The 14,643-nt window shown below is 68.2% G+C and carries 18 protein-coding genes; 14 read left to right on the top strand and 4 right to left on the bottom strand.

Annotated features, from left to right (window positions below):
* Positions 1-224 precede the first annotated feature (224 nt).
* Entirely contained in the window at positions 225-785 is a 561-nt protein-coding gene (locus tag AB0305_RS20365; protein WP_290258770.1) for a hypothetical protein, read from the top strand.
* Between the two features lie 26 nt (positions 786-811).
* Here the strand turns inward: AB0305_RS20365 and AB0305_RS20360 are convergent, their stop codons facing one another.
* From AB0305_RS20360 to AB0305_RS20345, 4 genes are read right to left on the bottom strand one after another with little or no spacing between them, the layout of a single operon-like run.
* Positions 812-1,201: a flagellar assembly protein FliW gene (locus AB0305_RS20360; RefSeq protein ID WP_364138815.1), complete on the bottom strand. Its 390-nt coding sequence runs from the start codon at positions 1,199-1,201 to the stop codon at positions 812-814.
* Positions 1,198-2,085 carry a flagellar hook-associated protein FlgL gene (gene flgL / locus AB0305_RS20355; protein WP_364138813.1) on the bottom strand — a complete coding sequence of 296 codons (888 nt, stop codon included), beginning with the start codon at positions 2,083-2,085 and terminating at the stop codon, positions 1,198-1,200. Before flgL ends, AB0305_RS20360 begins: the two co-directional genes overlap by 4 nt.
* A gap of 4 nt (positions 2,086-2,089) precedes the next feature.
* Entirely contained in the window at positions 2,090-3,496 is a 1,407-nt protein-coding gene (gene flgK / locus AB0305_RS20350; protein WP_364138811.1) for a flagellar hook-associated protein FlgK, read from the bottom strand.
* 10 nt (positions 3,497-3,506) lie between these two features.
* Complete coding sequence (locus tag AB0305_RS20345) at positions 3,507-3,992, bottom strand: flagellar protein FlgN (RefSeq protein WP_364138810.1); 486 nt, start codon at positions 3,990-3,992, stop codon at positions 3,507-3,509.
* 293 nt (positions 3,993-4,285) lie between these two features.
* Between AB0305_RS20345 and AB0305_RS20340 the strand changes: the two genes are divergently transcribed.
* From AB0305_RS20340 to AB0305_RS20280, 13 genes are all read left to right on the top strand, one after another.
* Positions 4,286-5,161: a flagellin gene (locus AB0305_RS20340; protein ID WP_364138808.1), complete on the top strand. Its 876-nt coding sequence runs from the start codon at positions 4,286-4,288 to the stop codon at positions 5,159-5,161.
* 179 nt (positions 5,162-5,340) lie between these two features.
* Positions 5,341-6,669: a flagellar filament capping protein FliD gene (gene fliD / locus AB0305_RS20335; protein WP_364138807.1), complete on the top strand. Its 1,329-nt coding sequence runs from the start codon at positions 5,341-5,343 to the stop codon at positions 6,667-6,669.
* Entirely contained in the window at positions 6,669-7,178 is a 510-nt protein-coding gene (locus AB0305_RS20330; protein ID WP_364138805.1) for a flagellar export chaperone FliS, read from the top strand. Before fliD ends, AB0305_RS20330 begins: the two co-directional genes overlap by 1 nt.
* Positions 7,171-7,560, top strand: a complete 390-nt coding sequence (locus AB0305_RS20325; RefSeq protein WP_364138803.1) for a hypothetical protein — start codon at positions 7,171-7,173, stop codon at positions 7,558-7,560. The genes AB0305_RS20330 and AB0305_RS20325 overlap by 8 nt, the downstream gene beginning before the upstream one ends.
* 170 nt (positions 7,561-7,730) lie before the next feature.
* Positions 7,731-8,075, top strand: coding sequence for a flagellar basal body rod protein FlgB (flgB, locus tag AB0305_RS20320; protein ID WP_290258761.1), 345 nt, complete (start codon positions 7,731-7,733; stop codon positions 8,073-8,075).
* Positions 8,072-8,464 carry a flagellar basal body rod C-terminal domain-containing protein gene (locus tag AB0305_RS20315; protein ID WP_364138802.1) on the top strand — a complete coding sequence of 131 codons (393 nt, stop codon included), beginning with the start codon at positions 8,072-8,074 and terminating at the stop codon, positions 8,462-8,464. The genes flgB and AB0305_RS20315 overlap by 4 nt, the downstream gene beginning before the upstream one ends.
* Positions 8,464-8,769 (top strand): flagellar hook-basal body complex protein FliE, encoded by a 306-nt coding sequence (gene fliE / locus AB0305_RS20310; protein WP_290258759.1) that lies wholly within the window; start codon positions 8,464-8,466, stop codon positions 8,767-8,769. The genes AB0305_RS20315 and fliE overlap by 1 nt, the downstream gene beginning before the upstream one ends.
* Positions 8,769-10,385, top strand: coding sequence for a flagellar basal-body MS-ring/collar protein FliF (gene fliF / locus AB0305_RS20305; RefSeq protein ID WP_290258758.1), 1,617 nt, complete (start codon positions 8,769-8,771; stop codon positions 10,383-10,385). The genes fliE and fliF overlap by 1 nt, the downstream gene beginning before the upstream one ends.
* Positions 10,382-11,395, top strand: coding sequence for a flagellar motor switch protein FliG (gene fliG, locus AB0305_RS20300; RefSeq protein WP_290258756.1), 1,014 nt, complete (start codon positions 10,382-10,384; stop codon positions 11,393-11,395). Before fliF ends, fliG begins: the two co-directional genes overlap by 4 nt.
* On the top strand, positions 11,385-12,086 hold the full coding sequence (locus tag AB0305_RS20295) for a FliH/SctL family protein (RefSeq protein WP_364138800.1): 702 nt from the start codon (positions 11,385-11,387) through the stop codon (positions 12,084-12,086). Before fliG ends, AB0305_RS20295 begins: the two co-directional genes overlap by 11 nt.
* Complete coding sequence (locus tag AB0305_RS20290) at positions 12,083-13,411, top strand: FliI/YscN family ATPase (RefSeq protein ID WP_364138799.1); 1,329 nt, start codon at positions 12,083-12,085, stop codon at positions 13,409-13,411. Before AB0305_RS20295 ends, AB0305_RS20290 begins: the two co-directional genes overlap by 4 nt.
* The gene (locus tag AB0305_RS20285) at positions 13,408-13,842 is read left to right on the top strand and encodes a flagellar FliJ family protein (protein WP_364138798.1); all 435 of its coding nucleotides are present in this window, start codon (positions 13,408-13,410) and stop codon (positions 13,840-13,842) included. The genes AB0305_RS20290 and AB0305_RS20285 overlap by 4 nt, the downstream gene beginning before the upstream one ends.
* Positions 13,839-14,531, top strand: a complete 693-nt coding sequence (locus AB0305_RS20280) for a C40 family peptidase (RefSeq protein ID WP_364138797.1) — start codon at positions 13,839-13,841, stop codon at positions 14,529-14,531. The genes AB0305_RS20285 and AB0305_RS20280 overlap by 4 nt, the downstream gene beginning before the upstream one ends.
* Positions 14,532-14,643: the final 112 nt, after the last annotated feature.

Here is a 14,643-nt window from a genome sequence, read left to right as displayed (position 1 = left end):
CCGTACCAGTTTTTACCGCCTGAGCGCCCGGCGCCGACTCCCTTGGGGAGCGGCGCCGGGCGCTTTTGTGTACTGCATTCCTATACTGGCGTTACCTGCGGTTGATGACGGGTCACGCTTGATGGACCGCCGGACCTTGGGCCCTCCCCGTCCGGCGACAGCGGGCCTACGCTGGAAGAATCCGGGAAAAGCATGAAATCCGGGTGGCCCGAGGGGTGGCAGTGATGACTCGAATCCGTTCACGGAAACCTGCAGGCTGGCTGATGGCCCTGCTGCTCGCGGCCGGGTTGCTGTTGGCGGCTCCCGGGGCCGCCGTCGCAGCGCCGTACTGCGGGCAGGTCTGGGGCTCGCTGGCCAAATCGGATCCGGCGATGGGCCGGGCTCCGGTGACGAACGTCCGGACCGGCCAGCATTACTGTTACGACCGGCTGGTGGTTGACCTCAGGGGGCCTGCAGGCGGGTACACCGTGCGGTACGTTCCGCAGGTGGCGCAGGAGGGTTCCGGGATGCCGGTACCGCTGCGCGGCCAGGCGTTCCTGCAGATCACGGTAAATTCACCGGCCTACGACGACGCCGGGCAGGCCACGTATTCGCCGGCCAACAAGAACGAACTGACTGATGTCACCGGATACCGGACGTTCCGCCAGGTCGCCTGGGCGGGCAGTTTCGAGGGGTACAGCACCCTGGGGCTCGGGGTGCGGGCCAGGTTGCCGTTCCGGGTGTTCACGCTGCCGGGTCCGGACGCCGGTTCACGGCTGGTGATCGACGTCGGGCACTACTGGTAGGCGCTAAGCCGGGCCGGTTACAGCTTTTAGGCGGCGCCGAGGACTGCCCGGAGCGGATACTCCCTGCCGTCCAGCACCAGCTGGGTGCACTTGCGGGCGGTCTCGTTCAGCACGATCGGCGCCATCAGGTTCACGGTGGTGCCCTCGGGGGAGTGGTTGACCACCACGAGCAGGCGGGGCGACTCCCCGTCGGAGAGCTCAAGGGCCTCCAGCGCGGGGCGCGGCAGGCGGGGGCTGTAGTCGGGGACGAACACGGCGGCGTCCGCCAGGAACAGCCGCACGGGCGCGGACTCCGATTCGAGGGCGAAGAGTCCGGGGGCGCTGTCGATGCTGCGGAGCGCGAAGTCGTGGACCGCTTCCAGCCCCGGCATGGGGGCGGTGAAGGTCACTGGGGTGCTGCTCAGGACGGAGTTCATCGCAGGAAGTCCATCAGCGTGGGCTGCAGGACCCGCGCCGTGGCGGCCAGGGCCACCTGGTAATTGGTTTCCTGCAGCTTCAGGTCCATGATCACGCTGCCGAGGTCAGCTTTTTCAATCCCGGTCCGCTGGGCGTCCAAGGAAGCCTCCATTCCTGTGTTGACGGTGCCGGCGCGGTCCAGTTGCGCCTGGCGCGCTCCGACGTCGGCGCGTCCGTTGACGATTTTCTTGTAGGCGTCGTCGATCTCGCTCACGCGCGGCATGGTGTCGGCGCCGTTGCGCAGGTCCGTAGCCAGTTTATTGACGGTATCGAAGACCGAGCCGGTACCGCTGCCGAAGATCGTGCCGCCGTCGGCGTCCACCCGCACGGTCTGCGTCTCGCTGATGCGCCGTTCCACCGGGCTGGTCCCGGCGGCGACGAACGTCGGCGGCATTGCGCCGTCGAAGGGCGTTGCCTTGTCTGAATTGCCCGCGAAGATGTTGCGGCCGAGGTGTTTGGAATTGGCAACGTTGATGAGGTCCTGGTTCAGCGAGTCCAGTTCGTTGGCAATCGCGTCCTTGCCGGACTGCGGCAGCGTGCCGTTGCCGGCCTGGACGGTGAGGTCCTTGATCCGCTGCATCACGTTGCTGGCCTGCTGCAGGGCGGAGTCGGCCGCCGATAACCAGGTATTGCCGTCGTCGATGTTCCGGCCGTACTGGGCATTCGCGGCCTGCAACGCCCTGGTTTCCAGTGCCTGCGCGGTGGCGGCTGGGTCGTCCGAGGGGCGCGAGATTTTGTTGAGCGTGCTCGCTTTGTCCTGCAGGTCGGCCAGCTTGGACTGCTGCGTCTGCAGGGTCCGCTGCGCCGCCGCGGTCATGGTCAGGTTTGTAACGCGGTTAAGCATGGTTCTACCTTCCTACCAGGCCGGTGCGGTTGATCAGGACATCCAAGGCCTCGTCGACGGCGGTCATGACGCGTGCCGCCGCCTGGTAGGCGTGCTGGTTGGTGAGCAGGTTGACGTTTTCTTCGTCCAGGCTGACGGAGGTCTGGGATGCCCGGCCCGTCACCGCGGAGGCTTGGGTTGCGGCGGCGAGGTCCTCGCGTTGCTGGGCTCCCCGGGATTGCACCCCGATGCCGGTGACGATGCCGGACCAGAGCTTATCCGGGGACGTGGAGCCGGTGCCCAGCTGGGACATGGCGTCGGCGACACTGGTGTCGAACGCGCCGGCGCCTGACTTGCCGAGGGCCACTGCAGAGGTGGAGATCGGTCCCTTGATACCGAGCGCGGCCGAGGGGCCGGTGACGGTGAAGAAGTCCGTGCCCGTGGTGCCGCTTCCCGTGGTGCCGGTCTGGTGGACAGCGTTGACGGCTGTGGCTAAAGCGCTAGCAAACCCGTTGTAGGAGGCGGCTGCCTCCGCGATTGCGCCTCCGTTGCCGCCGGCCGCCGGGGCAAGGACCGAAAGCGCTCCGGCGATTTCCCCACCATCGGTTGAGGCGACGCCATCAGGGTTTTTCCAGAGCAGCTGCACGGGCGCGCCGAGGGCGTCCGTCGACTGCCCGGACAACGCCAGGGTACGGACGGAGGTGCCCATGACCAGGGCGTTCCCACCGATGTGGACATCCACGGTGCCGTCCGGCTGCTCCCGGACAGTGCCGCCGGCCAGGCGGGCGATGGTTTCAGTGAGCTTTGCGCGGGCGTCGATCAGTTCGTTGGCTGTGCCGCCGGCGGCGACCGTGGAGCGGATGGTCGCGTTGTAGGCCGCGACCTGGCTGGCGGCAGCATTGACGGCGTCCACGGCGTCGGAGGCCTTGGCGCGGACGCTGCTCCACTGAGCCTGCAGGGCCTGGTACCCGGTCGAAATTTTGTCAGTGAGGGAGTTGGAGGCAGTCAGCAGCAGGCCCTTGGGCCCGTCGTCGTCCGGCTGTCTGGCGGCTCCCTGCCAGGCGGCCCAAAAGCCCTGCAGAGCTGTGGAGATGCCATTGTCTCCGGGCTCTTGGAGCACGCCTTCAATTCCCTGGAGCGCGGCGGAGCGTGTGCTGGCGTAACCGGCTTGTGCACTGGCGGAGCGGACGCTGGCGTCCAGGCTGGTGTTGCCGAGCCTGGCGATGGAGTCGACGGAGACCCCCTGGCCCACCTCCGGGCGCCCCGAGCCGTTCAGGCCCTGGGCGGGCGCGGCGATGGCGGACTGCTCGACCCGCTGCCGGGTGTAACCGTCGGTCGCGGCGTTGGCGATGTTCTGGCCGGCCACCGTCATGGCCTGCTGTGCGGCAGTCAGCCCGCGATAGGCGGTATTCAGGGCGCCGAAGGTACTCATGGTCGCTTCCTTAGAATCGCTGGTCGAAGATGCGTGAGCCGGCGGAGTTCCCGGTTTTCCCTTGGGCGTCGTAGGTGCCGGCTGCGGCCGGTCGCAGATCCGCCAAGGACTCCTGGGTGGATCGGACGGCAGAGCGCAGGTACTGCTCGTTGGCGTCCCGGAGCTCTTTGATGAGGGACGTCTGTCGGGTCAGTGCGGTCAGGTGCGCCGTCAGCACCTCGGCCCAGGCGCCCTCCGGCGCGGCCGCTGCCAATTCGCTGAGCGTCGCGTCCGTCGGAAGCCCCCACGTTTCTGCGACTACCGCGGCCTCGATGGTCCGGGCCAGGCTCGCCTCGGACAGGTGTCCGAGCACCTGCTCGACTTCCTTGGTGCCGTGCGGCAGCCAGCGTGATTTGCCGGACGTCAGGAGCAGTTGCTCCTCTTCGAGCTTAAAAGTCAGTACGTCCAGGAGTTCACGCTCCCGCCAAAGCAAGGCAGAAAGTTCGTGGATGGCCATGATCCGGACGGCTCCCTCAGTGGTGTCGATGATGCGCGGGTTAAGCGGTACCTACTGCGGCGGTGTGCAACGTGCGGACGGTGCGGACCGCAGCAGGGTTCGTACAAACTATCGGCAGGGTTTTCGCAGGTGTTAGCAGGAATAAGGCTGATAACTGCTGGGGTGACGTCGGCGGATGTCGCCAAAAAGAATTTTCGATTTCTCCTTACCAGCTTCCCCTCCGGGGCGATAACTACTCCTGAAGGCCCACGGATGGGCCATCGCTTACAGTCCCAACTCACGGAGGAAATACCATGGGCTTCGTTATCAACAACAACCTCGCGGCGAACAACTCGTACCGCAACCTGAACGCTACTCAGAGCGACCTTTCCAAGTCCCTGGAGAAGCTGTCCACCGGCCTGCGCATCAACCGCGCCGGCGACGATGCGGCCGGTCTGGCTATCTCGGAGGGCCTGAAGGCCCAGGTGACCGGTTCGGCCCAGGCCGCCCGCAACGCGCAGGACGGCATCTCGGTCATCCAGACCACTGAAGGCGCCCTGACCGAGGTTCACTCCATCCTGCAGCGCATGCGTGACCTCGCTGTCCAGGGTGCCTCGGATACGAACAACGCCGACGCCCGCACCGCCATCAAGAACGAAGGCGATTCCCTGGGCCAGGAGCTGGACCGCCTCACCAAGGGAACCAACTTCAACGGCATCGACCTGCTGAAGGGTGCAACCGGCGCGGGCGTTACCGCCACGGCGACCCCGGGCTCCCTGGAGATCCAGGTCGGCACCGGCGGCACCTCCGGCACCGACAGCATCAAGATCAAGGTCGGCGACGTGTCGACTGCAGTCGGTGCGCTGTCCAGCGCCACGACTGCCGGCGACTTCCTTGTGGACACGGCCACCAACGCCCAGGCCACGATTGGCAAGATCGATACCGCGATCAAGAACATCTCCGCGCAGCGTGCCGACCTCGGTGCCGCGCAGAACCGTCTTGAGCACACCATCAAGTCGCTTAACGTTGCCGGTGAGAACCTGCAGGCCGCACAGTCCCGCATCGCCGACGTCGACATGGCGTCGGAAATGGTCAAGTTCACCAAGGCGAACATCCTGTCCCAGGCAGGCACCGCCATGCTGGCCCAGGCCAACCAGTCCAGCCAGGGCGTTCTTTCCCTCCTGCGCTAGGCCTGATCCGGCAGGCTTCTAATTCTTAGGAGCCTTCCACCTGGTCGGACGAAGATACACCCCCGATCACCGCGAAAGGGCCGGATGATGGCATAACCATCGTCCGGCCCTTACGTGCAACACCAATACCCCAAAAAATAAGCGACAAAGACGAACTTCTTCAGCAAGGAGAGGCAGCGATGGGAATTTCCCTCGACGGACTGGCCAGCGGACTGGACACCACCGCCCTGATCAGCTCGATCATGCAGACCGAGGCGCTGCCCCAGACCCTGCTCAAGAACAAGTCCTACGACGTCCAAAACATGGTGTCGGCCCTTCAGGGGCTGAACAGCAAGGTCGCCGCCCTGGCCACGCAGGCAACTGCCGCCGCCAAGCCAGCAGCTTTGGACCTCTATACCGCCACCACGACCAGCCCCAACGTCACGACGACGACGTCCAGCGGTGCGAAGCCCGGTTCCCTCGACTTCCAGGTCACCCGGCTGGCCCAGACCCAGGTCACGGTGACGCCCATGGTGAACGGGGTGACAGGTTGGCCCTACACCACCTTGACCATCAACACCGGCGGCGCGAACTACACCGTCACTCCGGCATCCAACAGCCTGGATGACGTTGTCAGCGCGGTGAACGCCTCCGGCTCGGGCGTCACCGCCAGCAAGGTCGACGTTGGCGGCGGAAATTTCCGTCTCCAGTTCACCGCCGCCAAGTCCGGAACGGCCGGCGCCTTCACCATTACAGACCCGGGCACCACCTACACGGACGTCAAGACCGCACAGGACGCGCAGGCGACCCTCTGGCCGGGCTCGGCCGTCGCGCAGACTGTGACCTCCTCGACGAACACCTTCACCAACCTGCTCCCCGGAGTGACCATCACGGCCAAGGACGTCACCGCCGGAACCGCGACGCTGACGGTCGCCAGCGACAACGCAGGCATCACCAAGATGGCCTCGGACCTGGTGGACGGTGTCAACGGAATTTTTGCCTATGTGGCCAGCCGGACCGCCGTCAGCACCAGCACCACGACCACCGGTACGACGACCTCCGCCGGAATTTTCTCCGGCGACAGCACGGTTCGCTCCGTGAATCAGGACATTTTGTCTGCCGCTTCGTTGCCTGTCGGCACGCCGCCGACATCGCCGTCGGACATGGGCATCAGCATCACCAAGACCGGCACGATGGAATTCGACGCCACCAAGTTCAGTGCGGCCCTGGCCGCCGACCCGGCAGGCACGAAGGCCAAGGTGCAGGAAATTGCCGGGCGGATCGCGGCGGCTGCGAAGGCTGGCTCGGATCCCTACACCGGCTCCCTGACCACCACCATCAAGGGCCAGCAGTCCGAGGTCAGTGACTTGGCGAGCCAGATCAGCGACTGGGACACCCGGCTCGCGGACCGCCAAGCGACGCTCAAGAGCACCTACTCGGCCCTTGAAGTGGCCATGAGTAACATGAAGGCTCAACAGTCCTGGCTGTCCTCGCAGTTGGCAGGCCTCTCCACCGGAAGTTCCAAGTAATGACAAGCAACCCCCTCGGCGGCTTCGGTGCTGGCTACGGCACCAGCCAGCGCAACCAGTACCTGGAGGACTCCGTACTGTCTGCACCACCGGCCCGACTGCTGACCATGCTCTACGACCGTTTGCTGCTGGACCTTGGCCGCGCAGAGACTGCGCAGCAGGCCGCCAACTGGCAGGTCGCCTCCGAAAACCTGCTCCATGGCCAGTCCATCATCGCGGAATTGATTTCCTCCCTGAAGACCGACTCCTGGGACGGCGCGGATGGGCTGCTGGGGCTCTACAACTACGCCTTCACGGCCCTGGTCAACGCCAACATCCAGCGGAACCCCGAGCTGACCCGGGAGGCGATCGACCTGCTGGAACCCTTGCGCCAGGCCTGGCACGAGGCCGCGGCAGCGATCCCCGCGGCACAGCCTGCCCGGACCGCGGCGGCGCCGTCGTCCTTCGCCGCCGCAGGTTCCTGGGCTGCCTCCTCCGGAGCGGGAAGCGGGAGCCTGGGCTTTGGCTGAACAAGATTCCTTGGGGGAGGGCAATCGCACCGGGCAGCCGGATGATCCCGCAGCTGCCGCATGGCTCCTGGTGCTGGACGTCCTGGAAATGGCCGTGACTGCCGCGGAGAGAACCTTGAATGATCCGCTCGGGCCGCTCTCGGCGCCGCTGCACCAGCCGGAGTCAGCGCTGCCCGTGCAACGCTGGAGCCCGCCGGTGCTCAGCGGACCCCTGCCTCCCGAGGCCCGGCGCCGCGCCATGGCCCTCTCCGCCGCGCAGGAGCGCGTCGCCAAACGCCTGGAGGCGGCCAAACAGGACGTTTCCCGCCAGCTCCACGCGCTCAGCACCGTCCCGAGCCTGAGCTCCCCGTCGCGGGCCGTGTACCTCGACGTCCAGGGCTGATTTCCGCCGCCAGTCCCGGTCGCCGGCGTTCGGCAAAACCCTCCCGACAAAGTTGTTTCAAATTTCCCTAACGCGGCCCTGAGCTGTGCCGATAACCACAGTAAGAGCACGGATCGCTCGTTTCCCGGCCACGGATCGGCCAAGCCCCACCCTTTCCCAGGCAGGACTCTGTGCTCGAATCCGTGACTTCCGCCGCCCTGGCCAGCGCCCTCAACGGGTTGTCCCAGCGCCAGCGCGCGATCGCGAACAACATCGCGAACGTCAACACGCCGAACTACCACGCCCAGCGCGTCAGCTTCGAGGATGCCCTGGCCCAGTCGGTGCAGTCCGGCGACGGCCGGGTGCAGGCCACGACGGCGTCCTCCCTGGAACCCACCCAGCTCAACGGCAACAACGTGAACCTGGATACCGAGACCCTTTCCAACATCGACACCGTGCTCCGTTTCCAGTTCGCCTCGCGGGCGATCGGCTACGAGTTCAGCGGCGTCCGTTCGGCAATGAGGACCAGCTCATGACCTTTGACGCCATCGGCATCGCCGGCTCCGCCCTCACGGTCCACCGCAAGTGGCTCGACGCCGTCTCGGACAACCTCGCGAACATGAACAACGTCTCCGCCACCTCCGGCAACGCCTTCCAGCAGAAGTATGTGGAGGCGGCCGAAAACACCGGCGGCGAGGGTGTCTACGTCAAGAGCACACCCCTGGGCAGCGGCGCCGGCCGGATCGTCTACCAGCCGGACCACCCGCTGGCCGATGCCAACGGCAACGTCAAATACCCGGACATCGACATGGCCGAACAGATGGGTTCCCTGATCGTTGCCCAGCGCGGCTACCAGGCCAACGCCCAGGTGGTGGACCGCGCCCGTGAGACCTACATGGCTGCCCTTGAGATTGGACGATCCTGATGCCTGTTTCCCCCATCGCCCCGGTCCAGGGCGTCATGCCCACGGACTACGTGGGCGGCGCCTCGGCCGTGTCCGGCACCGACGGTTCCGGCTTCGCGGCGTCCCTCACCGGCGCCGTCGATAACCTCCAGCAACTCCAGTCGACGTCGAACCAGCTGGCCGTCTCCGCCGTCACCGGCAACCTCAACGACATCCAGGACGCCACCATCGCCGCTACCCGCGCCCAGGTGACCCTGGAACTGGTCGCGTCCCTGCGCAACAAGGGCGTTGACGCGTTCAACGAGATCATGAGGATGCAGGCCTGATGCCTCCGCAGATCACCATCTTCTTCCAGCGCTTCGGCAACGGACTCAAAAGCTTCACCACCGGCCAGCGCACCCTGGCCGTCATCGGTGCCGCCCTCCTGGTGGTAGGCATCGTGGCGCTCTCGGCCTGGTTGTCCAAGCCCACCCTGACGCCGCTGTTCTCCGGGCTGAAGAGCGCCGACGCCAGCGCCGTCGTTGACCAGCTGAAAAAGGACGGCGTCCCCTACGAACTCAGCGACGGCGGCGCCACCGTCCTGGTGCCGCAGGAAAAGGTCTACGACGAGCGGCTCAAGGCAGCCTCCGCGGGCCTGCCCACCGCAGCCGCAACCGGCTACTCGCTGCTGGACAAGATGGGCGTCACGTCCTCGGAGTTCCAGCAGTCGGTCACCTACAAGCGCGCCCTCGAAGGCGAACTCGCCAGCACCATCGGCGCCATGGAGGGCGTGAAGACCGCCGCTGTCCGGCTGGCCATCCCCGAGAAGACCGTCTTCGTCTCCAAGACCCCGGACACCACCGCCTCCGTCTTCATCGAGACCGCCCCCGGAGTGACCCTCTCCAGCGACAAGGTCCAGGCGATCGTCCACCTGACCTCCGCCGCGATTGAAAACCTCAAGCCCTCCAACGTCTCGGTCGTGGACTCCCAGGGCAACGTCCTGTCCACGGTCGGCGGCACGACGGCGGGCAGTTCCTCCAAGCAGGCGACGGATTATCAGCAGCGCACCGGCGACGCCGTCCGCGCCGTCCTGGACCGCGTGGTAGGCCCGGGCAACTCCACCGTGGCCGTCGCCGCCGACGTCACCGGAGAATCCGCACAGCAGAAGAGCGAGACCTTCTCCAACACCGCCGGAGCCCTGCCGCTGAGCGAGTCGTCCAAGACCGAGAAGTACACCGGAACCGGGGGAGGCGCCGCCGGCGTTCTGGGCCCGGACAACATCTCCGTGCCCGGCGGCAGCAGCGGCAACGGCAACTTCGACTCCACCACGGAGACCAAGAACAACGCCGTCAACAAGGTCACCGAGGACCGGACCATCCCGCCGGGAGCCATCAAGCGCCAGACCATCTCCGTGGCCGTCAGCCAGTCCGCCGCCGGCGGACTGAACATCGGCTCCCTCACGGCCCTGGTCACCTCCGCCGCCGGCGTCGACAAGAACCGCGGCGACGTCGTCACCGTGGAGGTCATTCCGTTCAGCACAGCGGCGGCCGACCAGGCCAACGCCTCCCTGGATGCCGCCAAGGCCGAGATCGAGGCGCAGAAGCAGCAGGCGTTCTTCGGCACCCTCGTCACCGCCGGCAGCATCCTGCTGGGCCTGTTGATCCTGGCCCTCATCATCACGATCATCCTGCGCCGCCGCCAGAAGCGGGAACCGGTGGACCTGGGCGAACGCCTGGACCTGCTCCCGCCGGTCCCCACCGTCACCGCGCTCGATCCCGCACCGGCCACCTCCGCCATCCCGCTGATCGCGCGGCCGCTGGAGCCCTTGCCGCTGCCCGCACCGGCCCCGGAGGTCCTCGAGGCCGAGCGCCGGATGCAGGAAATCGACGCGATGGTGGCCAACAACCCGGAGAAGGCCGCCGACTACCTGCGGGGCCTGATGGATGACAGGCAGCCGGCATGAAAACCGGTGAGGCCCTGACCGGCACGCAGCGCGCCGCCGTCGTCCTGATGCAGATGAGCCCCACCAATGCAGCCCTGGTGATGGCGCAGCTGACCGACATGGAGGCCGAGGAGATCGCCGCGGAGATCGTCCGGCTCCGCAAGGTGGACCCGGAGACCGCCGAGAAGATCATGAAGGACTTCCACGAGGCAGCCCTCAGCAGCCCGCGCTCCGCCCGCGGCGGCCGGGAACTGGCCGAGGGCCTGCTGGAGGCCTCCTTCGGTTCGGAGAAGGCCGCCGGCCTGATCAACCGCCTGACGGTGAACATGGCCGGGAAGTCCTTCGAGTTCCTCGAAGACATCGAGCCGGTGCAGATCCTGGCACTGATCGACGGCGAACTGCCGCAGACCATCGCCCTGGTCCTGGCCCACCTGAGCCCCCGCAAGGCCTCCGCCGTGATGTCCGGGCTGCCCGGCTCGCTGCGCGCCGACGTCGCCCTCAGCATCGCCACCATGGGCTCCGGGGCGCCCGAGGCCATCGGCATCGTCGCCGACACCCTGAAGCTCCGCGGCGGCGCGGCCGTCTCGCAGCAGGCCTCCAAGGTGGTGGGTGGCATCCAGCCGCTGCTGGAGATCATCAACCGGACCGACGCCGGCACCGAACGCTCGGTCCTGGACGGCCTCGATCTGCTGGACCCGGACCTGGCCGTGGAGATCCGCGCGCAGATGGTCACCTTCGACGACATCATCAAGCTGGAACGCCGTGACGTGCAGCTGGTGCTCCGCGGCCTGGACGCTTCCGTCCTGGCCGTGGCCATGAAGGGTGCCACCGAGCAGGTTCTGGAAACCATTACCACCAACGTCTCCGGCCGCAACCTGGAGATCCTCGAATCCGAGATGGCAGCCCTCGGCCCGCTCCGCGCGTCGCAGATCGAGGAGGCGCGCGCCGCCGTCGTCCGCGCCATCCGGGAGCTCGTCGACGAGGGCCAGATCGTCATCCACCGCGGGGACGAAGAGGACTATGTTTACTGACGGGCGGAGCGCCGCGGGCGCGACGACGGCGGGCGCGACGACGGCGGGCGCGGCGGGGGAGGCCCCTGCCCGGATCGTCTTCCCGTCGCTGCGCTCCACCGGCCCCGCCAACGAACAGGCCGGCTACACCGAGGGCCACGCCGCCGGGTACGCCGCCGGCGTCCGCGCAGCCGCCAAGGAACAGCGCCGCTGGCGTGACCGGATGGCCGCCGAACAGGCAGCTTCCTTGGCCGCCGGGCAGCAGGACCTGGACCGCGCCGTCCGTGCCTTGGCCGTCGCCCGCACCGACTTCGCCCACCGCAACGTCCAGGCCCTGCACGACGCAGAAGAGGTGCTGGCCCGCACCGCCCTGGAACTGGCCGAGGCCATCCTCGGCTACGAGCTGGCCGAGGGCACCCGGACGGCCCGCGCCGCGCTGGCCCGCGCCCTCTCCGGGTCCGACGCCGCCACCGTGCTGGCCATCCGGCTGCACCCGGCCGACATCGAAGTCCTGCGCCGCGAAGGCCAGGACGAACCCGGCGGGCTGCCGCTCGTGGCGGACCCGTCCCTGCAGCGCGGCGACGCCAAGGTCGAATACCAGCAGGGCTGGCTCGACGCCAGCCTCGGCACCGCCCTGGCCCGGGCCAAGGCTGCCCTGCTCGACGACCACCAATACCCCGCCGCCCCTCCCGCCCCGGGAGCCCGGCCATGAAAACCCTGTGGCGGCCCCGCGCCGCGGACTTCGAAGCCGCCCTCGCCGCTGCCGCCCCGCAGCGCGTCGGCATCGTCACCTCCGTCATGGGCCTGGGCCTGGAGGTCTCCGGCCTGGACTGCGCGCTCGGTGACCTGCTCACGGTGGGCGAACACCCCGGGCTCGACGCCGAGGTGGTCGCCGCCCTGGACGGCTCCGTGCGCTGCATGCCGCTGGGACGGCTTGCCGGCATCGCCGCCGGGGACCCGGTCCGTGCCAAGGGCGGCAACGTCCTGGTGCCTACCGGCCCGGGGCTCTTCGGCCGCGTCGTCGACGGCCTGGGCCGGCCGATCGACGACAAGGGACCGCTGCTCAGCGGCCCCCGCGTGCCGATCGACAACGAGGCGCCCAACGCCATGAAGCGCGCCCGGATCGACACCCCGCTGCAGACCGGGGTGCGGGTCCTGGATACCATGACCACCCTGGGCAAGGGCCAGCGCATGGGCCTCTTCGCCGGCTCCGGCGTCGGCAAGTCCTCGCTGCTCTCCATGATCGCCCGGGGCACCGACGCCCAGGTGTCCGTGATCGCCCTGGTGGGGGAGCGCGGCCGTGAAGTCCGCGAATTCCTCGAGGACGACCTCGGCCCCGAAGGCCTGGCCCGCTCCGTCGTCGTGGTCGCCACCTCCGACGAGCCGGCTCTGATGCGCATGCGCGCCGCGTTCACCGCCACCCGGATCGCGGAGTCCTTCCGCGACGCCGGGCAGGACGTGGTGCTGATGATGGACTCGCTCACCCGTGTCGCCATGGCCCAGCGCGAGATCGGCCTCTCCGCCGGCGAACCACCCGCCACCCGCGGCTACCCGCCGTCGACCTTCTCCATCCTGGCCCGCCTGCTGGAGCGTGCCGGCACCGCCGAAACCGGGTCCGTGACCGGGATCTACACGGTCCTGGTGGACGGCGACGACCACAACGAACCGATCGCCGACGCGGCCCGCTCCATCCTGGACGGGCACGTGGTGCTCGACCGCAAGCTCGCCGTGACCGGTCACTTCCCGTCCGTGGACGTGCTCGGCTCCGTCTCCCGCGTCGCGTCCAAGGTCAACGCAAGGCCCCACCTGGCGGCCGCCGCAGCCCTGCGCAAGGTCATGGCGGCCCGCAAGTCCGCGCAGGACCTGATTGACGTCGGCGCCTACCAGTCAGGCACCAACCCGCTCGTGGACGCGGCACTGGCCAACGAAGACGCCGTAGCCGCGTTCCTGCAGCAGCCGATGGAAGAGTCAACCCCCCACCCCGAGTCCTGGCGCCAGCTGGGCCACCTCACGTCGATCCTGGGAGCCGCAGCATGAGCCGGCAATTCTCTCTGGCCGGGTTGTTGCGCCTGCGCCAAATCCAGCAGGACCAGGCCGCCTCCGGCCTGGCCCGCGCCCGGTCACGATCCACTTCGGCGCGCGCCCGGGAAGCCTCGGCCCGCCGCCAGCTGGCGGACACGGACCCGGACATCGTCAGCTCGGCGTCGATGCGCGCCGTCGCGGCGGCCCGCTCGGCATCGCACAGCATGCTCGCGGACCTGCAGACCCTGAGCCGCGTGGCCGAAGCCGACGAGATGGCAGCACGCGAGGAGTTCATCGCCGCGCGCACCCGCTCGGTGGGCCTGGAGAAGCTGGCCGCCCGCCACCACGCCGAGGTCGCTTCCGAGGAGCTCCGCGCCGAACAGTCCGCCCTGGATGAAATCTCCTCCACCATCTGGCACTGGGACGAACAGCAGGTGCGCTCATGAGCATGGCGGAGGCCCTGGGCCGGATGCAGGGCATCCAATCGATGATCGCGGAACTGACCCGTCCCGCGCAGACCGCGCAGAGCACCGCCGCGGCACAGAAAGCCTCGGCCGCGTCGACGCTGGCGTCCGGCACCGGAACCGCGAACTCCGCCGCGTTCACCGACGCGCTGACGGCGGCCCTCGGCGGCACCGGCGGCACCACGCAGACCGACCTGTCCTCCCTGACGGGGGCCGCCCCGGGGCTTGGCCTGGGCGCCCTCACCGGGCTCGCCCTCCCGACTACCCCCGCAGCAGCGCCGGTCGCGCCGGGCAGCGCCACCGGCACCGACGTCGTCGCCATGGCCAAGAAGTACATCGGCGTGCCGTACGTCTGGGGCGGGACCAACCCGGCCACGGGCATGGACTGCTCCGGCTTCACCCAACGGGTCTTCAAGGACCTGGGCGTCGACATTCCCCGCGTCGTCAGCGACCAGATGAAGGTGGGTACCCCGGTGGCGTCCCTGGCGCAGGCCAAGCCGGGTGACCTGCTGATCAGCTTCGGCGGCAACCACATCTCCATCTACCTCGGCAACGGCAAGGCGATCGACGCGCCCGTCCCCGGCAAGACCATCCAGATCCGTGACGCGTGGGAGCAGCAGTCCAACCTGACCGCGATCCGCCGGATTGTCCCGGCCGGGGCGGGCTCGTGAAGGCCCCGGCCACGGCGGACCTTGCCTCCGCCCTCACGAAGACGGCGGCCGCGGCGCGCGGCGCGCAGTCGGGTTCCCGTGCCGCCGCCGGCACGGGGGAACGCTTCGGCAG

The sequence above is a fragment of the Arthrobacter sp. NPDC080086 genome, from assembly GCF_040702285.1.
Note: the sequence above shows the minus strand (reverse complement) of the source record. Positions and strands in the feature narration are given on the sequence as shown.